18 protein-coding genes and 1 pseudogene are annotated in these 19,340 nt (G+C 68.7%); 12 read left to right on the top strand and 7 right to left on the bottom strand.

The genetic code is table 11. The features are described from left to right. Positions 1–512: 512 nt before the first annotated feature. On the bottom strand, positions 513–1,109 hold the full coding sequence (locus ACZ7L9_RS15615) for a hypothetical protein (protein WP_471415684.1): 597 nt from the start codon (positions 1,107–1,109) through the stop codon (positions 513–515). A 353-nt stretch (positions 1,110–1,462) separates the two neighbouring features. On the opposite strand from ACZ7L9_RS15615, the gene ACZ7L9_RS15610 reads away from it, so the two are divergent. The 8 genes and pseudogenes from ACZ7L9_RS15610 to ACZ7L9_RS15575 all read left to right on the top strand — a co-directional run bounded on the left by ACZ7L9_RS15610 (position 1,463) and on the right by ACZ7L9_RS15575 (position 10,799). After that, the gene (locus tag ACZ7L9_RS15610; protein ID WP_471415683.1) at positions 1,463–2,377 is read left to right on the top strand and encodes an aminoglycoside phosphotransferase family protein; all 915 of its coding nucleotides are present in this window, start codon (positions 1,463–1,465) and stop codon (positions 2,375–2,377) included. 292 nt (positions 2,378–2,669) lie between these two features. Then, on the top strand, positions 2,670–3,062 hold the full coding sequence (locus ACZ7L9_RS15605; protein WP_471415682.1) for a hypothetical protein: 393 nt from the start codon (positions 2,670–2,672) through the stop codon (positions 3,060–3,062). Then, positions 3,059–4,849, top strand: a pseudogene (locus ACZ7L9_RS15600) (alpha/beta hydrolase). Before ACZ7L9_RS15605 ends, ACZ7L9_RS15600 begins: the two are co-directional and overlap by 4 nt. A 23-nt stretch (positions 4,850–4,872) precedes the next feature. After that, positions 4,873–5,388: a hypothetical protein gene (locus ACZ7L9_RS15595; protein ID WP_471415681.1), complete on the top strand. Its 516-nt coding sequence runs from the start codon at positions 4,873–4,875 to the stop codon at positions 5,386–5,388. A gap of 285 nt (positions 5,389–5,673) precedes the next feature. Continuing rightward, on the top strand, positions 5,674–8,010 hold the full coding sequence (locus ACZ7L9_RS15590; RefSeq protein ID WP_471415680.1) for an alpha/beta hydrolase: 2,337 nt from the start codon (positions 5,674–5,676) through the stop codon (positions 8,008–8,010). Further along, on the top strand, positions 8,007–8,594 hold the full coding sequence (locus ACZ7L9_RS15585) for a hypothetical protein (protein WP_471415679.1): 588 nt from the start codon (positions 8,007–8,009) through the stop codon (positions 8,592–8,594). The genes ACZ7L9_RS15590 and ACZ7L9_RS15585 overlap by 4 nt, the downstream gene beginning before the upstream one ends. 177 nt (positions 8,595–8,771) lie before the next feature. After that, positions 8,772–9,737, top strand: a complete 966-nt coding sequence (locus ACZ7L9_RS15580) for a C40 family peptidase (protein ID WP_471415703.1) — start codon at positions 8,772–8,774, stop codon at positions 9,735–9,737. A 330-nt stretch (positions 9,738–10,067) separates the two neighbouring features. After that, positions 10,068–10,799, top strand: coding sequence for a phosphatase PAP2 family protein (locus ACZ7L9_RS15575; RefSeq protein ID WP_471415678.1), 732 nt, complete (start codon positions 10,068–10,070; stop codon positions 10,797–10,799). Between the two features lie 16 nt (positions 10,800–10,815). Here ACZ7L9_RS15575 and ACZ7L9_RS15570 read toward each other — a convergent pair whose 3' ends face one another. Beyond that, positions 10,816–12,441, bottom strand: a complete 1,626-nt coding sequence (locus tag ACZ7L9_RS15570; protein WP_471415677.1) for an FAD-binding oxidoreductase — start codon at positions 12,439–12,441, stop codon at positions 10,816–10,818. A 97-nt stretch (positions 12,442–12,538) separates the two neighbouring features. Continuing rightward, positions 12,539–12,724, bottom strand: a complete 186-nt coding sequence (locus ACZ7L9_RS15565; protein WP_471415676.1) for a hypothetical protein — start codon at positions 12,722–12,724, stop codon at positions 12,539–12,541. 132 nt (positions 12,725–12,856) lie between these two features. On the opposite strand from ACZ7L9_RS15565, the gene ACZ7L9_RS15560 reads away from it, so the two are divergent. Then, the gene (locus ACZ7L9_RS15560; protein WP_471415675.1) at positions 12,857–13,780 is read left to right on the top strand and encodes a hypothetical protein; all 924 of its coding nucleotides are present in this window, start codon (positions 12,857–12,859) and stop codon (positions 13,778–13,780) included. A gap of 104 nt (positions 13,781–13,884) precedes the next feature. After that, positions 13,885–14,073: a hypothetical protein gene (locus tag ACZ7L9_RS15555; protein WP_471415702.1), complete on the top strand. Its 189-nt coding sequence runs from the start codon at positions 13,885–13,887 to the stop codon at positions 14,071–14,073. A 26-nt stretch (positions 14,074–14,099) separates the two neighbouring features. Here ACZ7L9_RS15555 and ACZ7L9_RS15550 read toward each other — a convergent pair whose 3' ends face one another. Further along, entirely contained in the window at positions 14,100–14,459 is a 360-nt protein-coding gene (locus ACZ7L9_RS15550) for a metal-sensitive transcriptional regulator (protein WP_471415674.1), read from the bottom strand. Positions 14,460–14,657: 198 nt separating this feature from the next. On the opposite strand from ACZ7L9_RS15550, the gene ACZ7L9_RS15545 reads away from it, so the two are divergent. Next, the gene (locus ACZ7L9_RS15545; protein ID WP_471415673.1) at positions 14,658–15,278 is read left to right on the top strand and encodes a DUF47 domain-containing protein; all 621 of its coding nucleotides are present in this window, start codon (positions 14,658–14,660) and stop codon (positions 15,276–15,278) included. 5 nt (positions 15,279–15,283) lie between these two features. Next, entirely contained in the window at positions 15,284–16,282 is a 999-nt protein-coding gene (locus tag ACZ7L9_RS15540; protein ID WP_471415672.1) for an inorganic phosphate transporter, read from the top strand. A 112-nt stretch (positions 16,283–16,394) separates the two neighbouring features. Here ACZ7L9_RS15540 and pstB read toward each other — a convergent pair whose 3' ends face one another. Genes pstB through pstC form a run of 3 tightly spaced genes read right to left on the bottom strand, consistent with a single transcriptional unit; the run spans position 16,395 to position 19,277 of the window. Beyond that, complete coding sequence (pstB, locus tag ACZ7L9_RS15535) at positions 16,395–17,171, bottom strand: phosphate ABC transporter ATP-binding protein PstB (RefSeq protein ID WP_266747542.1); 777 nt, start codon at positions 17,169–17,171, stop codon at positions 16,395–16,397. A 28-nt stretch (positions 17,172–17,199) separates the two neighbouring features. After that, on the bottom strand, positions 17,200–18,285 hold the full coding sequence (gene pstA / locus ACZ7L9_RS15530) for a phosphate ABC transporter permease PstA (protein WP_471415671.1): 1,086 nt from the start codon (positions 18,283–18,285) through the stop codon (positions 17,200–17,202). Continuing rightward, positions 18,282–19,277 (bottom strand): phosphate ABC transporter permease subunit PstC, encoded by a 996-nt coding sequence (gene pstC / locus ACZ7L9_RS15525; protein ID WP_471415670.1) that lies wholly within the window; start codon positions 19,275–19,277, stop codon positions 18,282–18,284. The genes pstA and pstC overlap by 4 nt, the downstream gene beginning before the upstream one ends. Positions 19,278–19,340 lie beyond the last annotated feature (63 nt).

The following is a 19,340-nucleotide window of genomic DNA, read 5'->3' as shown; positions in this document are numbered from 1 at the left end:
AATCCGGGTCTGATGGAGACTCGATTCCCCGAGGAGGGCCGGGAACCGGAAACGGACCGTCCATCACCGCGCCAGGTCGGCGGCGATCCGTGGCGACGGCGCTACCGGCCCGCACAGGCGGTGACTGGAGTGCGCAGCAAAGGGGGGAAGCGGCAGGGTCCGGGTGGGGCAGGTGGTCGAGTAGGAAGAGGGCCATGAGTGCCTCGACCTCAGTGCCCACGGACGACGCTCATGTCCCCGCCGACCGGCGGATGTTCGCCCGCGCCACGTTCGACTTGGAGACGTGCTGCTGCGCCCGTGGGGGCGCGAGGCCGCCGAGCTGGAGTCGATGCGGAGGGACAACCTCGTGGTCCAGGTGTGGTACCGCGAGTACCGAGTCCCGTTGATTCAGTCGGACAACAAGGAAAGAGCCAAATCGGTGGCGCTCCAGTGGGCCAGGTCCCTGGGATGCCTTCCTCAGGGACGAGCCGGAGAACCACGAGAAACCGATCCTTGGCTGAGCCGCCCCGGCCTCACTTCACCCGCGGGGCTATGGCCTTCGCCAGTCCCACGACATCGGCGAAACCCCCGTACTTGTTGTCGGAACTGACGGACAGCACCCGGTCACCGATCTGCATCACGACGAACTCCTGACCGACGTAAATCGTTCGGTCGACCTTGACGAGCACGCCCTCCCGCGGCCCGTCAACCGCGCTGACGGTCACCGTCACCGGGTTGAGCTGCCCTGAGGAGCTCTGCTCATAAGTGCTTCCGCAGACGCCTTCCAGCACCTTCAGCCTGCTGAGCATCCGATCGGCATCACCCGCGGGGTAGGAGTTCACCGCTACCCCGACCTCGTGGGACGACGAGTCGACGACCCCCACGCCGGCGTACGCGGCCGGGCTGCCGACGGCCGCCCCCGTTCCGTGGTCGGCCAGTTGGTCACAGCCCCGGAGCACTGTCGGGCTGGGAGCGGTGGATCGCGGCAGCTGCGTCGGCCCGCTGTCAGCCTCCGTGAAGACGGAGGACAACTTCCAGCCCGTAGGCAGGGTGTCCTTGGTCGGCAGGTAGGTCTTCAGGACCGACCCCGGCACCACGTTCGGGTCCACGGTCGGGGTCGCGGGCGTCACCGGCGACGGGCCGGCGGCGGGACTGGCCGTTGCTGCCGACCTCCCGGATGGCGTCCCGGCTGTCGGCTGCTCTGCCGGCTGCGAGCTACAACCCGCGCAGATGACGGCTGCGCACACAGCCCCGGCAACCGCGGAGAATCGGAATGTACTCATCAACACCTCGTCTCTCTGCTCTGCATGACGGCACACCAGGCTGACATGCCCGCCGCCGAACCCTGCTCGGCGGCTTGTCCGCTCTCGATCTCCAACTGTTGATCGCCGCAGCAACGCTGAACGGGATCGGGTTCCGCCGGGGTCAGGACATCAACCACAGCCGCTCTATGGGACGGTCGGCGACGCTATCGTTGTTTCGTATGACCCACACCGAGATCGAGGTCACCGCGGAGTTGGTCCGGGATCTTCTGCGCGACCAGCACCCCGACCTGGCCGATCGCCCTCTGACGCTCGGTGCGCGTGGCTGGGACAACCAGCTGTGGCGGCTCGGCGACGACCTCGCCGTCCGGTTGCCCTGGGCGACGCAGTCTGCGGACGAGCTGCTGCGCAAGGAGCACGCCTGGCTGCCCGCCCTCGCCCCGCACCTTCCTCTGCAGATCCCTGTCCCGCAGCGCCTCGGCGAGCCCTCCGAGCGGTTTCCGCGGCCTTGGATCGTCACCACCTGGGTGCCGGGCGAGCCCGCCGACCGCGCCCCCGCCACGCGCGCTGCGGAGGCGGCCGACACCTTGGCCGCCTTCCTGATGGCTCTTCACCGGCCCGCTCCCACCGGGGCGCCCGCCGGTCGTGGCCGCGGGGGGCCGCTGGCCGACCGAGCCGAGCAGTTCGCCGAGGGGCTCGCCTCGGCCACCGGGCTGGGGCTGATCCCCGACCCGGACGCCGTCCGCGCGGTCTGGGAAGACGCCGCCGCCGCGCCCGACTGGGCGGGGCCGGCACTGTGGCTCCATGGCGACCTGCATCCGGCCAACGTTCTCACCGCGGACGGCACCTTCTGCGGCGTGATCGACTTCGGCGACCTCTTCGCAGGCGATCCGGCCTGCGACCTCGCCGCCCCTTGGGTACTGCTGCCGGACGGCGCCGCCGACCGCTTCTACGAGGCCTACCAGCCGGCCCCGGACGCCGCGACCTTGCGTCGCGCCCGCGGCTGGGCGGTGCTGCGCGCCCTCGCCTGCATCCTCATCGGAGATGCCGGCGTCCACGGCCGCCCCGGCGGCAAGCCCACCTGGGGCCCACCCGCCCACGCCACGCTGCGACGCCTCATCGCAACGGCCGGCTGAACGACCGGGCCGAACAGGCCGCCGGAGCACGGTGGGCCTTGTAGTGCTCGCCGCCCCGTTCCGGTGGAGCTCCGAGGCCCCGGCGGTGGTCGGCCATGGGCCGACCACCGCCGTTGTCGGGATCCGGCCGCAGGGCGCGTGTGCGGCTCCGGCAGCAGCCCGTTCGGGTGAACCGGAGGGCCTGGTACGCCGGGCCAGCGGGGGCGACACGCAGTGATGCGCGTGGGAGCGCGGCGTGTCGTCGGCCCGGGATTTGGCACAGTGCCCGCTCCACGATCAAGGACGGAACGGGGTGACCGGAGTGGCAGTGGCGGGACAGCCGGAGGGCCGACAGCGGCTGAGCGATCTGACGGGGCAGAGCGGCGGTGACCGGGGGGACGTACTGAAGCACAGCGACGGGGCCTGGCTACGGGCCGCCCGTGGCGCGGAAGCGGTGCGCACGCACCTCGCCCCGGTGAAGTCGGAACTGGAGACCGCACACGAGGGCATCCTCGCGGGGACCGCCGGTCTGACCGCGCTGGCGGAGCTGGCAGCCGTACGGGAGTCGTGGGAGCGGCGGTTCGAGGCCGCGCGGGGGGAGTGCGGGGCGCTGGCCGGGAAGCTGCGGGCCGTCGTCCGGGACCAGGGCGAGACGGACCAGACCGTGAAGGCGTCGTTCGCACGGGTGGCGGGTGGGGCGCGATGACGCTCACCTGGGCGCAGTTACGGGACCTGAAGTGCGGCGAACTGGAAGGCGCGGCCGACGGCTGGGGACAGGCGAGCAACCGTGCGGATGCGGGCCGGGACCGGATCGAGACGCAACTGCTGAACGGGCTGCGCGGTACGCAGCGGGGTGCGGCGGCCGATGCGGCGGTGGGGCGGCTGCAGCAGATGAGCAGCAACTTGCAGTACGTCTACACGGAGTGCGGTCTGCTTCGTACGACGTTGAACAGCCTGGCCCATGAACTGCGCGCTCAGCAGCGGGCGTTGCGGGAGGCGTTGGAAGACGCGGAGTCCCTGAAGTTCACCGTGCACGGGGATGGTTCGGTGACGTACCCGGCGGCGGGCGAGGGCCTGATCGACGGCAAGCCGCTGCCGGGCGGGACGGCGTCGGTGGGGGCGGCGCCGGGCCTCCTGCCGCCCTCGGGCCTGGTCGCGCCCAACCCGAACGTGGCGAAGGCGCAGGACATCGCGGACCGGGTGGCGAAGGCGGTGCGGACGGCGGCCGAGATCGACTGGCGGTACGCGCGGATCCTGCGCAAGTTGAAGGCCGAGGAGGGCCTGAAGGTCCCCGACGCCACTTGGACCGACGCGGCGGGCGACGCGGCCGCGGTCCGGGAGGCGGCACGCGGCTACCTGAAAGACGGCATCCTCCGCGACGCGTCCCCGGCTGAGCGGAAGGCATGGTAGGCCGGCCTGACGGACGAACAGCGCGAGGAGTACCTCGCGGTGTACCCGGACCAGATCGGCAACTTGGACGGCATTCCGGCCCTCGTGAGGGACGCGGCGAACCGGGACAACCTGCAGTTGCTGATGGGGAAGCTGGAGGGGCGGGAAGACACGAAGTCGGAGACGCAACTGGCGGGGTTGCGGGAGATCGATCGGCAGTTGCGGGAGGGCCGACAGCCTCCGATGTTCCTCCTCGGTATCGGGGACGAGGGAAATGGCCGGGCGATCGTCTCGTTCGGGAACCCGGATACGGCCAGGAATGTTTCGGCGTATGTGCCGGGGTTGGGAACATCCCTTGATGAGGAATTCGCGAAGGGCGACCTCAAGCGTGCTCGGGATACGGCTATCGGAACTCAAGTGCACGATCCGTCGAGTGCGGCGATTGTCTGGCTCGGTTATGACGCGCCACAAACACCTCTTGGTGATCCACTGGGATCATTTGCCGTAATGGGTGACGAGAGAGCTGAGAGAGGCGGTTTGGCCTACAACAGTTTCATGGGAGGCCTGAATGCGACGAATGAGAACGAGGACCCGCATCTGACTGCGATCGGACACTCCTATGGTTCGCGCACCGTTGGTGCTGCTACGCAGCAAGGCGGCGGGATCCCAGGAGTTGACGACATCGTCCTGGTCGGTAGCCCAGGGGTAGGTGTCGACCGTGCGGAGGACCTCGGGGTGGGGAAGGATCACGTCTTTGTCGGGGCCGCTGAACACGACGTTGTGACCAAACTCCCGTCGAAGCAGCAAAGTGTCGCCGGTGTTCTGGGGCTGGTTGCTGCTGGGCCGGTGGCCTCCTACGTCGCGGGAGACATTGCAGATCAGGGAGACGATGACCTTTGGTTCGGCAAGGATCCGGCGAGCGCGGCGTTCGGCGCGAGGCGCTTCCCGGTAGATGAAGGCCCGCGTTTGCTCAGCGGAAATGGAATTTCATTTGATGCGCACAGTCAATATTTTGATCCAGAAAGAGATGCTTCATCAGCTAACAGTATCGCCCTGATTTCTGCAGGTAAATCCGAGAGGGTCAAGGGGGAAGAGCCTCGATGAGAATACGGTTCCGAATGGCGGTCATGGCGCTCATCGCCTGTGTGTCACTCGTTGGATGCGTGAATGATGGGAAGAGGGCTGACATGGATATGCAGGGAGCGGCGGATCGCGCTGACGGAATCATGGATGCAACGTTGAGAGGGATTGAGCCGGAGGTGCAATGGACTCACGGGATCACAACCACGGGAAGCTGTGACGTGACGCGTAGGCGCACGGTGATGACCGTTGTGTCCGCGACGCGCCGGGGGAGTTTTCTGGGGCTGGTGGAACGCATCTGGCGGAACCGTGACTACAGGATCAAAGGTGTCAACAACGACGTAGACTCCCCGGCCATCTATGCCCAGACAAGAGATGGTTTCGGCGTCACTCTGATTATCGGGGGCGAAGGCCAGGCCTTCTTTGAGGTGGACAGTCCCTGCGTGATGGAGTCGGAGGTTGCCGAGTCCACCACCCCACCGAACGGCCCTTCCTATGAAGGCGTCTACCCCCTCCCCCGCCCCAACGTCCGCTCCGACTTCTGGTCCGCCGGGGCCCCCTGACGTCGCGTCCGTGCCACCCGTGGTCCATAACAGGCCAGTCGGCGGCGGTAGGAGACAGGCCGACCATCTGGGACCTGAGTCTTGCATTGGGCCCTGGGGCCCATGCCGCGCCCGGTGTTGGTGTGGTCGCATACAGAGACCGGTTGAACTGTCACTGCGCCCACTCACCAAGCTGGGAGACCCGTCGTGTCTGGCATACGAGAATTAGCGATTCCGGGTGGCGCCGACATGAGTGCCGCCGAGGCCCGTTCGGGCAGGCGGTCGTTGTCGCGTCCTCTGCAGGCGGTGCTGATTCTCGTCCGGCTGCTCTTCGTCGTCACCGTCGTCGGCGTGCTCGACGCGCTCGTCGTGGCCTCGTCCGTCGATGCGGTGGACGGACGGCTGTTGGGCATGCTGCTGTACGCGGCGCTGCCGGGTGTCACCGGGTTCGTGCTGTCGCTTTACGTGCGGACCGGCGGTGTCTGGATCTGGCGCGGGCTGCTTGCCGTGCACGCCTGGCTCACCGTCGGGGCCCTGGCGACGCTGAGCGAGGGTACCGGCGGGCAGGGGGTGGCGCAGCTGGTGATGCCGGTCGCCGTCGTCGTCCTGCTGCTCCGGTCCGCCTCCCGTGAATGGTTCGGGCTCAGCCTCGAACAGCGGGTCGAGCGCCGGCCGTTCAGCGTCGCGCGGATGATCAAGTGGCGTCGGGACGCCGGTCAGACCGCGATGGAGTACCTGGGCATGATCCTCGTGGTCGTGGCCCTCATCGGCGGGCTCGTGGCGACGGGGATCGGCGGGCAGCTGACCGGAGAGATCCGGAACGCCATCTGCCAACTCACCGGAAGCGCCTGCCCGGCACCCGACGTCGAGGTGGTCGCCGGTAAGGGCGCGGATGCCGGTGGTGGTGCCGGCTCCGAGGGCTCCACCGTGACCGGCGGCACCGGCTCCGGCGGGTCGGAGACCTCCGGCGGTGGTACGGACTCGGGCGGCTCGGCTGCTTCCGGAGGATCCGACGCTTCCGGAGGCTCGACCACATCCGGAGGGTCCGACGCGTCCGGTGGCTCCGGCTCCGGTTCCGGCGGCTCCGGCGGAACAGACTCCTCCGGCGGCACCGGCTCCTCCGGCGGCGCAGACACCTCCGGCGGTTCCAGCGGCTCGACCGGTGGTGATTCTTCTTCGCAGGTTGACGCGGGTAGACAAAAGCCGGAGCCGGGCTCCTCCCGCCCCTCGGACGGCGACTTCATCTCCGGCGTCATCGGTGACGGCGGCCTGTGGGGCGACGTCAGCGGTGCCGTCGACACCGTCATCCACCCCGGCGACACCATCAAGGGCATCGCTGACCAGTACGCCCAGTCCGCTCGGGGGGCGAGCGACAAGTGGAACAAGGGCCAGTACATCGCCGCCGCCTGGGACATGACCAAGGCGTCCGGCGGGGGCGGTGGCGCGGTCGCCGGACTGCCCGGCTCCGGTTCGCGCGTCGAGGCGGCCGTACGGGACAAGGAACGCGAGTACCTCAACGACCGCATCCCGCGCAATGCCACCCCGGCCCAACGCAAGGACTGGTGGAACGGGCTGACGCAGCAGCAGCGCGATCAGTACCTCGACCTCTCCCCGGACCAGATCGGCAATCTGGACGGCATCCCGGCGGCGGACAGGGACGCGGCCAACCGGAAGAACCTCCCCGACCTGATCTCGAAGCTGGAGGGGAAGACCGACTCCAAGTCGAAGGACCAGCTGGCGGGGTTGCGGGAGATCGACCGGCAGCTGAAGGAGGGGAGCCAGCCGCCGATGTACCTGATCGGCATCAGCGACGAGGGCAACGGCCGGGCCATCGTCTCCTACGGAAACCCCGACACCTCGAAGAACGTGTCCGCGTACGTGCCGGGGCTGAACACCTCCCTCGACGAGGACTTCGCGAAGAACGACCTCAAGCGGGCCCGTGACACGGCGATCGGCGCGCAGGGGTACGACCCGTCCACCGCGTCGATCGTCTGGCTCGGATACGACGCACCGCAGACACCGGACGGGCTGCACAGCCTGGCCGTCGCGGGCACCGGCCGGGCGGAGAAGGGCGGCGTGGCCTACAGCGAGTTCATGGGCGGTATCGCGGCCACCAACCAGAACGCGGATCCGCACATCACGGCCATCGGGCACTCGTACGGCTCACGTACCGTGGGCGCCGCGACGCAGCGCGACGGCGGTATTCCGGGGGTGGACGACATCATCCTGGTCGGCAGTCCGGGGGTGGGCGTGGACCGTGCCGTGGACCTCGGTGTCGGCAGCGGGCATGTCTTCGTCGGTGCCGCGGCCAACGACCCGGTGACCAAGCTCCCGTCCAAGACACAGGCCGCCGCGGGCGTGATAGGGATGATTCTGGGCGGCCCGGCCGGCGCGTACATCGCCGGAGACCTGGCCGACCCGGGTGACGACGACCTCTGGTTCGGCAAGGACCCGGCGAGCAAGGCCTTCGGAGCCAGGCGGTTCCCGGTGGCCCCCGGCCAGCCCCTGATCAGCACGAGTGGTGTGAGCTTCGACGCGCACTCCAACTACTTCGATCCGGTACGAGACGCCATGTCGGCGGACAGCATCGCTCTGATCGTGTCGGGACACTCCGACAGGCTCAAGATGGAGGAACAGCGATGAAGCGAAGGTTCCAGATCGTTGCGGTGGCCCTGGCTTTCGGCTTCGCACTGTCCGGCTGCGGCAACGACAGCGGACAATCGAACGGCAGCAAGAGCGCCGGGAGCACCAAGAGCGGCAAGGAGCGCGGTATGAACATGCAGGAGGCCGCCGAACGGTCCGACGCGATGCTCGACGCCGTACTGAAGGCGATCGACCCCGAGGTCCATTGGGCGCACGGTCCGACCACGACGGGAAGCTGCGACGTGACGCGCAGGCGCACCGTGATGACCATGGTGTCGGCGGAGCGCCGGCAGAACTTCCTGGACCAGGTCGAGAAGTTCTGGCGCGAGAGCGACTACCGCATCAAGGCGAAGAACAACGACGAGGAGTTCCCGGCGCTCTACGCGCAGACGAAGGCCGGCTTCGGTATCAGCGTGAGCTTCCGCGGCAAGGGCCAGGCGTTCTTCGAAGCGGACAGCCCCTGCGTGAAGGAGTCCAAGGTCGCCGACTCCGCCTCCAAGCCGAACGGTCCGGCGTACGAGGGGGTCTACCCCCTCCCGCGCCCGAACGTGCACTCCGAATACTGGTCCGCCGGGGCATCGTGATGGATGGTCAGCGCATAGGATGCGCCAGTCAGCGCACAGAACCGGCCAGTCCGCGACCCCGGTGACCCCGGTGATTCGTACACACCCGCGAAACCACCCATGAACCCGGCCCCGATGGGGGAAGGTTGAGGGGTGCGTAAATTCTGGGTGATCGGTGGCATCGGCGTCGGCATGGCCATGTCCTTCGTGGCTCTGCTCGTCGTCGGTACGTACTCCGCCGCTGCCGGACTCGTCAGTTCCGGCAGGAGCGGGGCCGTCGGGCTGGCCAAGGGGGCGGTGCCGGCGAAGTACCAGCCCCTGGTGGAGGAGTGGGGCAACCTCTGCCCCGCCATCAACCCGGCCCTCCTGGCCGCCCAGCTGTACCAGGAGAGCGGGTGGAACCCTCGCGCCGAGAGTCCCGCCGCGGCGCAGGGCATCGCGCAGTTCATCCCGGGCACCTGGGCCGAACACGGCATCGACGGGAACAAGGACGGGAACCGGGACGTATGGGACCCGGCCGACGCGATTCCGTCCGCCGCCTCGTACGACTGCGAACTGGCCGGGTACGTGAAGAAGGTGCCCGGGGATCAGACGGACAACATGCTGGCCGCGTACAACGCCGGTGCGTACCGGGTGATCCGGGCGGGCGGGGTGCCGGACATCGCGGAGACGCAGAACTACGTCACCATCATCCGGTCGCTGGAGAAGAGCTTCGCCCGGCCCGTCGGACGGGTGCAGCCCTCGGAGCAGGCGGCCGGGGCGATCTACTTCGCGCAGAAGAAGCTCGGGACGAAGTATCTGTGGGGTGGCAACGGCACGGCCGAGCAGGGCGGACGGTTCGACTGTTCGGGCCTGACCCAGGCCGCGTACCGCACCGTGGACATCGAACTGCCCCGGGTGGCGAACGACCAGTACAACGCCGGGCCGCACCCCTCGCGCGACGAACTGCTCCCCGGCGACCTGGTGTTCTTTTCGGACGATCTGAACAACTCGCGGGCCATCCACCACGTGGGGCTGTACGTCGGGGGCGGGTACATGATCAACGCGCCGTACACCGGGGCCGTGATCCGGTTCGACAAGATCGACACCCCTGACTATTTCGGCGCGACACGGGTGACCAAGGACGGGGCCGCGGCGCTTCCGACCGCCCGTCCGGCGGCATGACGCAGGGGCGGCGGTGGCCGGAACTCTCCGTGAAGCCTGGGCCCTGAGCTGCGACGATGAGTCACTCTTCGATAACGTCATGGTGATCATTCGGTGGAGAATGGAACGCACGCACGGAGCACGTCGTTCCCTGGGTGGACGGGATCGACCGGGACAGCGGTGCTCTGATCACGCGGCGCCGACCCGGGAAGCCCTCACCGGTGGAGCACCCACGCAGTACAGATCCGCGCAGTACAGATCCACGCAGTGATCGAACCGACACGGGGGTTCGTCAAGGCGGTGCACATGGGCGTGCCCCGCGGCAGCAGACAAGGCAAGGGGCCGCAGCAGATGGCTGGACTCGCAGTGGATGGGCCGAACCCCGATGTCAGCCTGCTCTACGACATCAACGGGCTCGCGAAGTCCGCTCCCACCTGGTTCGACCGGGTCATGGAGTTCGTCGGCGAGTACGGGATCATGCTCGGCATGGTCCTGGTGGTCCTGTGGTGCTGGTGGAGCGTGCGCCGGCGCGGCACGGCCGATGAGTCGGTGACGACGGTCGCCGGGATCGTCTGGGCGCCGCTCGCCGCGGGGATCGCGCTGCTCATCAACATCCCGATCCGTGGCTTCGTGGAGCGACCGCGCCCGTTCCGGGACCACCAGGGGCTGGAAGTCCTGGTGGAGGGGAAGAACGACTTCTCCTTCGTGAGCGACCACGCCACGATGGCGATGGCCCTGGCCGTCGGGCTCTTCGTGGCCAACCGGAAGTTCGGCGTCGCGGCGATCGCCCTCGCCCTGCTGGAAGGGTTCTGCCGGATCTACATGGGCGTCCATTACCCGACCGACGTCATCGGCGGATTCGCGCTCGGCACCGCGGTCGCCCTGCTGCTCGCCCCGCTGGCGATGATGTTGCTGACCCCGTTGACGGCGGCCGTCTCCCGTTCGGACCGGCTCGGGTGGCTCGTACGGTCGCGTCGGCCGGCGCCGTCGGCAGCGTCCGACGGACGGACCGGAGCCGTCGGGATTCCGGAACCGCGGCCCGGCACGGGCGGCGGGGACGGCGAGAAGGACCTGGCCGCGTAGCTGCGGCGCGCCGACGTCAGAGTGCTTGCGGGAAGGTGAAGAGGCGCCCGGGGTCGTACTGCTTCTTCAGGCGGGTGAGCCGGTCGGCCGCCGAACCGTAGTAGGCCCGGCGCCAGTCGGTCAGCGTCGGGTCCGTGTAGTTCTGGTACGCCGCTCCGGACGCGTACCGGCGCATCGCCGCATGGGTGTCTTTCAGCCAGCCCTGTTGGGCACTGCCCGCCGTGCCGGGGCGCCAGGAACCGATGTACTGGGCGAGTACCCGTGAGCGGCGGTGGACGAAGGCCGTCGCCTCCGGAGAGACGCGGTTGATCGCCCCGCCGAGTGCGGTGAGCGCGACGGAACCACCGCCTGCGCTCTGGGTCACGGGAATCCGGGTGAACGCCTCGGCCCGGTCAAGCAGGGCCTGCACGCCTGCCGGGGACAGGGAGCGGTCGTAGAAGTCGGAAGCGGCGGCGTACGTCTCGCGCTGGAGCGTGCCCTGCGGGGTGCGGCCGGGCGTCGTACCCGGCAGATGGCACTGGGCGTCGGTGATGCCCGAGCAGCCCGCGTACACGAGCATCGACTCCTGGTAGCTGCGGCGGCGCAGCGATACGGAGGAGGCCGAAGCGCCGATCCGGTCGGCGAGGCGGTCGACGGCGTTCTGCAGGTCGCCGTACGTACCGAGGCTGAACGCCGCCACCGAGACGGTCGGGTTGCCGCCGCCCGGGCCCGCGTCGAGATGCGCGGAGGACCAGATCTCGTCGGGCTGCGACGGTCCCCACTCCTGCCAGGCCGTGACGACGGAGCGGGCGCGCGACCAGGGCCAGGACATGTACGCGGCGACGGTCTGGGGGACCGGGCGGGTACGGAACCTCAGCTCGGTGACCACGCCGAAGTTGCCGTTGCCCGCACCGCGCAGCGCCCAGAAGAGGTCCGGGTGGTGCTTGGCGTCCACGGTGAGGGTCTTGCCGTCGGCCGTGACGACGGTGGCCGCGGTGAGGCTGTCGCAGGTCAGGCCGTACGCGCGGGACGCGACGCCGTGACCGCCGCCGAGGGTGAGGCCGGAGATGCCGACCGTGGGGCAGGAGCCGCCGGGGATCGTCAGGCCGTGCCGGGCGAGGCCCTGGTAGACGTCGATGAGCCTGGCGCCCGCGCCGATCGTGCCGTTCTTCTCGACGCGGGACAGTGACGAGACGTCGACGACGAGGCGTCCGTCGCCGCTGGACCAGCCCGCGTAGGAATGGCCGCCGCTGCGGATGGATACGGGGGTGGCGGTGCGGCGGGCGAAGGCCAGGCACTCGCGGATGTCCGCCTCGTGCCTGACATAGGCGACGGCGGCCGGTTTCTGGCTGTCGAAGCGGGTGTTGTAGAGCTGACGGGCGGTCGGATAGGCCGCGTCCTGGGGGCGTACGAGGGCGCCGTCGAGGCTCCTGGCCAGGGCGGACCAGTCCGCCGGGCCGGACGGCGCGGGCTTCGACGGGACCGGTGAGGCCGTTGAGGTGGGAGCGGCATCCGCGGTGCCCGTGGTGCCCGAGTTGTTGCTGCCGGAGTCGGAACCCGAGCCGGACGGGCCGCTGCAAGCGGTCGCGGTGGTGCCGGTGAGGGCTGCCGCGGCCCCCGCGAGGAGCAGGGTGCGCCGGTCGGGCAGGGGCAGCGGGTTCATCGGACCTCCGGGTCGGGCGCTCATGGGCCGGTTGGTGGGGGGACACCGGGAGAAGACGGATCAGAGGGGGAGAGGAACGGGGTGTCGGGGAGTGGGGTCAGGGCGCGGCGCGGTGTTCCGCGGCGTCCGTGCGGGCCCGGTCCCGGGAGCGGCGGGCCGGCCCGTGCCACCCGCAACTGCAGCGGGCGGTGCAGAACGAGCCGCGTTCCACGGTCGTGGGATCGTGCCCGGCGGACTTGGTGGGGGGAGTCTGCGGGGCCTCTTCGGTGTGTTGGACGTACACCCGTCCACGGTACTGGGCACGGCCACCGGCGGCGCGGCGTGCGGGAGCGGCGTGACGGGGGACACGGGCTGTCGTTATGCGGAACGGGTGGGGGGCTCGGGCAAGCGGTACGTCGTTGGGGGTTGGCAGGCGATGGTGGTGCAGCAGCACAGGTCCGGAGGCGGGGCGCGCGCTGTCTGCGCCCTTGCCGTGGTGGGCGTGATGGCGGCGACCGCCGGATGCGCGGGCGGCGGTGGCGGCGGCGCCATGGCCGACGAGCGGGGCGGGGCCGATTCCCTCGACGCGGTCCACCGTGCTGCCGCGGTGCTCGCGGGGACGGTGACCGGTACCGGAACGGCGACCGTGGCCGGGTCCGCCCACGGTACCGGGGCCGGTGCCGGAGACCGGATCGTTGCCGGAAGCGCCGAGGTGCGTACGTCGATGGAGACCGCGGCGGGCGGGACACGGGTGACGATCAGGGGCCGGGGGACGTACGACTTCCGGCACCGGACGGGCCGGCTCACGGTCGTGCTGCCCAAGGACGCCGCCGGTGAGGACGAGCACCGTCCCATCATCGAGCTGCTGGCCCCCGGGGCGCTCTACATGATGAACCGCGGTGCCGGAGTGCCGGAGGACAAGTGGGTCAGGGTCGACACGACGACCCTGGAGGACGGCAACCTGGTCACCGGCGGTGTGACCGATCCGATGGCCGCCGCCGAACTGCTGCTGGGGGCGCGGCAGGTGACGTACGTGGAGAGGACCGAGCTCGCCGGGGTGGCCGTGCGGCACTACCGGGGTGTTTCGGACATCGGGCGGGCGGCGCGCGAGGCCTCGCCGGAATCGCGCGGGGCGCTGGCCGCCGCGGCGAAGGGCTTCCGTACGCACACGGTGCCGTTCGACGCGTATCTCGACGACCAGGGGCGGCTGCGCAAGGTGCGCCACCGCTTCCGCTTCGCCAACGAGGGGCCGACGGTGGAGGTGGTGTCGACGACGCTGCTGTACCGATTCGGAGTGCCGGTCTCCGTACGGCTGCCGGACGACGGCGACATCTACACCGGGAAGATCCGGCAGAGATAGCAGGACGGCGGGTGCGAAATGGTCCGTCCGTGCCATGCGCGGGGTGTGGTCCGCTCCCTACGCTAGGAAGCCGGTGACGGCAGTGAGAGGTGAGTGACGCTGTGATGCTCGGCACGCGGACCATATCCGACCATGTGGCCCTCGCCGAGATCGAGCTCTGCGGTGAGCTGATGATCGCCGCTTCGGCCGCGAACGGGGCACGGCTCAGTGCGGACCGTATCGACGAGGTGCTGAACGTCCGGGTGATCGCGGAACGGTCCACCGCCCCCCGGCAGGCCGACCACCGGGGTTGAGGACGGGGTGGGTGCGAGGCCCCGCATCAGGTGCGGAGCAGGCGGGCGATGGCCTTCGTGGCTTCCTCGACCTTCGCGTCGATCTCCTCGCCGCCCTTGACCGCCGCGTCGGCGACGCAGTGCCGCAGGTGCTCCTCCAGCAGCTGGAGGGCGAAGGACTGGAGCGCCTTCGTGGACGCCGAGACCTGCGTGAGTATGTCGATGCAGTAGATGTCCTCGTCGACCATGCGCTGCAGGCCGCGGATCTGGCCCTCGATCCGGCGCAGCCGCTTGAGGTGCTCGGCCTTCTGGTGGTGATAGCCGTGTATACCCCGGTCGTGGTCGGTGACGACCGATTCCGTCGCCGCGGTGGCGGCGGTGGTCCCGGCGGCCTCGGTGGTGGTCATTACTGCCTCCCGTTTTCCCTTTACCCTGCCGTTTACATACCCCTGGTGGGTATATTCTAACGAATTCTGCCGAACCGTGACCGGGGGCCCGTGCTGATCACTGTGCCCGATGCGCGACACTGAAGAACGCCGGTTAGCGTGGCCGGATGATGCACCTAGCATCAGCCTGACCGAATCCAAAGCATCCGAGGACCCCACGTGCGCTTTCGTCTGACCCCCAGGGAGACGAGCTTCTACGACATGTTCTCCGCATCCGCGGACAACATCGTCACGGGCTCGAAACTCCTGATGGAACTGCTCGGGGCGGATTCTGCCTCCCGAGTCGAGATCGCGGAGCGCATGCGGGCAGCGGAGCACGCGGGGGACGATGCCACCCACGCGATCTTCCACCAGCTGAACTCCTCTTTCATTACGCCCTTCGACCGCGAGGACATTTACAACCTCGCTTCTTCGCTCGACGACATCATGGACTTCATGGAGGAGGCCGTCGACCTGGTCGTGCTGTATCAGGTCGAGGAACTTCCCAAGGGCGTCGCGCAGCAGGTCGAGGTGATTGCCCGGGCGGCCGAACTGACCGCCGAGGCGATGCCGGGTCTGCGCACGATGGACAACCTCACCGAGTACTGGATCGAGGTCAACCGTCTGGAGAACCAGGCCGACCAGATCCACCGCAAACTGCTCGCCCACCTCTTCAACGGCAAGTACGACGCCATAGAGGTGCTGAAGCTGAAGCAGATCGTGGACGTACTGGAAGAGGCGGCCGACGCTTTCGAGCACGTTGCCAACACGGTGGAGACCATCGCGGTCAAGGAGTCCTGAACCACGTGGACACCTTTGCGCTGATCGTGACCATCGGTGTCGCGCTCGGCTTCACGTATACGAACGGCTTCCACGACTCGGCGAATGCCATCGCCACGTCCGTCTCCACCCGGGCACTCACACCGCGTGCGGCACTGGCGATGGCCGCGGTGATGAACCTGGCCGGTGCGTTCCTCGGCAGCGGGGTCGCCAAGACCGTCAGTGAGGGCCTGATCGCGACCCCCGAGGGGGACAAGGGGATGGGAATCCTCTTTGCCGCGCTCGTCGGCGCGATCATCTGGAACCTCATCACCTGGTACTTCGGGCTGCCCTCCTCGTCCTCGCACGCGCTGTTCGGCGGCATGGTCGGTGCGGCGCTCGCCGGCGGGACGCTGGTGCACTGGGACGGGGTGCTCGACAAGGTCGTCATCCCGATGTTCCTCTCGCCGGTCGTCGGCCTGGTCGTCGGCTATCTGGTCATGGTCACGATCATGTGGATGTTCCGGAAGACCAATCCGCACAAGGCCAAGCGCGGCTTCCGGATAGCCCAGACGGTCTCGGCCGCGGGCATGGCGCTCGGTCATGGTCTGCAGGATGCGCAGAAGACGATGGGTGTCGTCGTGATGGCCCTGGTCATCGCCGATGTCGAGAGCCCGAGCGACCCGATTCCGGTCTGGGTGAAGATCGTCTGCGCGCTGATGCTCTCGCTGGGTACGTACGCGGGCGGCTGGCGCATCATGCGGACGCTCGGCCGGAAGATCATCGAGCTGGACCCGCCGCAGGGGTTCGCCGCGGAGACGACGGGTGCGTCGATCATGTTCGGCTCGGCGTTCCTGTTTCACGCGCCGATCTCCACGACACATGTGATCACCTCGGCGATCATGGGTGCGGGCGCCACGAAGCGGGTGAACGCGGTGCGGTGGGGGGTTGCCAAGAACATCATCCTGGGGTGGTTCATCACGATGCCGGCCGCGGGGCTGGTCGCTGCCGCGAGTTACGGGGTCGTGGTGCTGCTCTTCGGGTGACGGCGCGGCGGTATGGAGACGGGTCCGCCCCGCTTCCCTGTGAGGGGAGCGGGGCGGACCCTTTGCCTTACGGGTGGCACCGCCATGCAGCACCCAAAGGCGTTCCGGGGGTTTATCCGAAGCGGCCCGAGATGTAGTCCTCGGTGGCCTGGACGGACGGGTTGGAGAAGATGCGCTCCGTCTCGTCGATCTCCACGAGCTTGCCGGGCTTGCCGACCGCCGCGAGGTTGAAGAACGCCGTGCGGTCCGAGACGCGGGCCGCCTGCTGCATGTTGTGCGTCACGATGACGATCGTGAAGCGCTCCTTCAGCTCGCCGATCAGGTCCTCGATGGCGAGGGTGGAGATCGGGTCCAGGGCGGAGCACGGCTCGTCCATCAGCAGCACGTCGGGCTCGACTGCGATCGCGCGGGCGATGCACAGGCGCTGCTGCTGGCCGCCGGAGAGACCGGAGCCGGGCTTGTTCAGCCGGTCCTTGACCTCGTTCCAGAGGTTGGCGCCGCGCAGGGACTTCTCGACGATGTCCGACAGCTGGTTCTTCTTGTACGAGCCGTTCAGCTTGAGGCCCGCCGCGACGTTGTCGAAGATCGACATGGTCGGGAACGGGTTCGGGCGCTGGAAGACCATGCCGACCGTGCGGCGCACGGTGACCGGGTCGACGTTCGGCCCGTACAGGTTTTCGTCGTCCAGCAGTACCTTGCCCTCGACGCGGCCACCGGGGGTGACCTCGTGCATCCGGTTAAGGGTGCGCAGGAAGGTGGACTTGCCGCAGCCGGACGGGCCGATGAAGGCGGTCACGGAGCGGGGCTCCACGGTCATCGAGATGTCCTCGATGGCGAGGTGGGAGCCGTAGTAGGCGGACAGGCCGCTGACGTCGATGCGCTTGGCCATCTGAATCACTGCTTCTTTCGTGCCGCGGTCAGCGGCCGGTCTTCGGGGCCTTCCAGCGGGCGATGCCGCGGGCCACCAGGTTGAGGATCATGACGAAGGCGATCAGGACCAGCGCGGCGGCCCAGGCACGGTCGTACGACGGCTCGCTGCCGATCTTGTACTGCTCCCAGATGTAGAACGGGAGCGAGGACTGTGCACCTTGGAAGGGGTTGGTGTTGATCAGCTGGCTGCCGAAGACCAACAGCATGATCGGCGCGGTCTCGCCGGCGATCCGGGCGATCGCGAGCATCACACCGGTGGTGATGCCGCCGATCGCGGTGGGGATGACCACCTTCAGGATGGTGCGCCACTTAGGGATGCCGAGCGCGAGCGAGGCCTCGCGGAGCTCGTTCGGGACGAGCTTGAGCATCTCCTCCGTGGAGCGGACCACGACGGGGATCATCAGGATCGACAGGGCCAGCGAACCCATCAGGCCGGACGGCTGGAGCTTCGTCATCAGCATGATCGACAGGATGAAGAGACCGGCGACGATGGACGGGATACCCGTCATCACATCGACGAAGAACGTGACGGCCTTGGCGAGCGCGCCCTTGCCGTACTCCACCAGGTAGACGGCGGTCAGCAGGCCGATCGGGGCGGATATCAGGGTGGCCAGGCCGACCTGCTCCAGGGTGCCGATCAGCGCGTGGTAGACGCCGCCGCCCGGCTCGATGCCGGGGACGCCGGCCATGGAGTGGGTCAGGAAGTAGCCGTCGAGGACCTTGGCGCCACGGCTGACCGTGGTCCAGATCAGCGAGAACAGCGGGATGACGGCCAGGAGGAAGCACACCCAGACGATGCTGGTGGCGAGTCGGTCCTTGGCCTGGCGCTGGTTCTCGACGACCGTCGTCGTGACGTACGAGATGACGACGAAGAGCAGGGCGGAGAAGAGTCCCCACTGGGTGTGGCTGCGCCAGCCCGCCGCCGCGCCGATGCCGCAGCCCAGCGCGAGCGCGACGGCCGCGAAGGCGAGGGGGGCCCAGCGGGGCAGGGCCCGGCTGCTGAGGCTGGTCTTGCGTGCGGGCGCCATCGGGGTGGGGCGTTCCTGTATGCCGGTGTTGGTTGCCTGGCTCATGCGTTGGCCCCCGAGTATTCCTTGCGGCGGGCGATGATCAGCCGGGCCGCGCCGTTGACCAGCAGGGTGAGGACGAAGAGCACGAGGCCGGAGGCGATCAGGGCGTCGCGCCCGAACGCGTCGGCTTCGTCGAACTTCGCGGCGATGTTCTGGGCGAACGTTCCGCCACCCGGGTTGAGCAGGTGCCCGGAGATGACGAAGCTCGGCGACAGGACCGTGGCGACGGCCATCGTCTCGCCGAGCGCACGGCCCAGGCCCAGCATCGAGGCGGAGATCACACCGGAGCGGCCGAAGGGGAGCACCGAGAGGCGGATGACTTCCCAGCGGGTGGCGCCGAGGGCGAGCGCGGCTTCCTCGTTCATCTTCGGGACCTGGAGGAAGACCTCGCGGCTGACGCTGGTCACGATCGGCAGGATCATGATCGCGAGCAGGATGCCGACGGTGAAGAGCGAGCGGGCGACGCCGACCTCGGTCTTCTCGAAGATGTACGTCCAGCCGAAGAACTGGTCGAGCCAGAGGTTCAGGCCCTCCAGGTACGGGACCAGGAAGAGGGCGCCCCAGATGCCGTACACGATGCTCGGCACTGCGGCGAGCAGATCGACGACGTACGCGAGGGGCGCGGCCAGCTTGCGCGGCGCGTAGTGCGAGATGAACAGGGCGATACCGACAGCGACCGGGACGGCGATGGCCATCGCGATGACCGAGCTGACGATCGTGCCGAAGAGGAGGACCGCGATGCCGAAGACCGGCGGGTTGCCGGCCGGGTTCCAGTCGAAGGTGGTGAAGAAGTTGCCTTCGTCCTTGGAGATGGCGAGCGCGGCGCGGTAGGTGAGGAACACGGCGATCGACGCCATGATCACGAGCAGCAGAATGCCCGAGCCCCTTGAGAGGCCCAGGAAGATCTTGTCGCCCGCGCGCCCGGTCTTGGGCCTGGCACGCTTGCGCGCCGCGGGCGGCGCCGGCGGCGTATCTATCGGTGTGGTGGAAGCCATGGTCTTTCCGGTCTGTGTGGGAGAGCGGTGTGGCTCCCCTGGCGGCGGTGCACCGGATGGGTG

This window comes from Streptomyces sp. NPDC111516 (assembly GCF_055635345.1).
Note: the sequence above shows the minus strand (reverse complement) of the source record. Positions and strands in the feature narration are given on the sequence as shown.

Coding starts and splice junctions, on each gene's coding strand:
- ACZ7L9_RS15610 (WP_471415683.1), top strand. CDS start 1,463: ATGACCCACACCGAGATCGAGGTCACCGCGGAGTTGGTCCGGGATCTT.
- ACZ7L9_RS15595 (WP_471415681.1), top strand. CDS start 4,873: ATGGCGCTCATCGCCTGTGTGTCACTCGTTGGATGCGTGAATGATGGG.
- ACZ7L9_RS15585 (WP_471415679.1), top strand. CDS start 8,007: ATGAAGCGAAGGTTCCAGATCGTTGCGGTGGCCCTGGCTTTCGGCTTC.
- ACZ7L9_RS15580 (WP_471415703.1), top strand. CDS start 8,772: ATGTCCTTCGTGGCTCTGCTCGTCGTCGGTACGTACTCCGCCGCTGCC.
- ACZ7L9_RS15575 (WP_471415678.1), top strand. CDS start 10,068: ATGGCTGGACTCGCAGTGGATGGGCCGAACCCCGATGTCAGCCTGCTC.
- ACZ7L9_RS15570 (WP_471415677.1), bottom strand. CDS start 12,441: ATGAACCCGCTGCCCCTGCCCGACCGGCGCACCCTGCTCCTCGCGGGG.
- ACZ7L9_RS15560 (WP_471415675.1), top strand. CDS start 12,857: ATGGTGGTGCAGCAGCACAGGTCCGGAGGCGGGGCGCGCGCTGTCTGC.
- ACZ7L9_RS15555 (WP_471415702.1), top strand. CDS start 13,885: ATGCTCGGCACGCGGACCATATCCGACCATGTGGCCCTCGCCGAGATC.
- ACZ7L9_RS15550 (WP_471415674.1), bottom strand. CDS start 14,459: ATGACCACCACCGAGGCCGCCGGGACCACCGCCGCCACCGCGGCGACG.
- pstB (WP_266747542.1), bottom strand. CDS start 17,171: ATGGCCAAGCGCATCGACGTCAGCGGCCTGTCCGCCTACTACGGCTCC.
- pstA (WP_471415671.1), bottom strand. CDS start 18,285: ATGAGCCAGGCAACCAACACCGGCATACAGGAACGCCCCACCCCGATG.
- pstC (WP_471415670.1), bottom strand. CDS start 19,277: ATGGCTTCCACCACACCGATAGATACGCCGCCGGCGCCGCCCGCGGCG.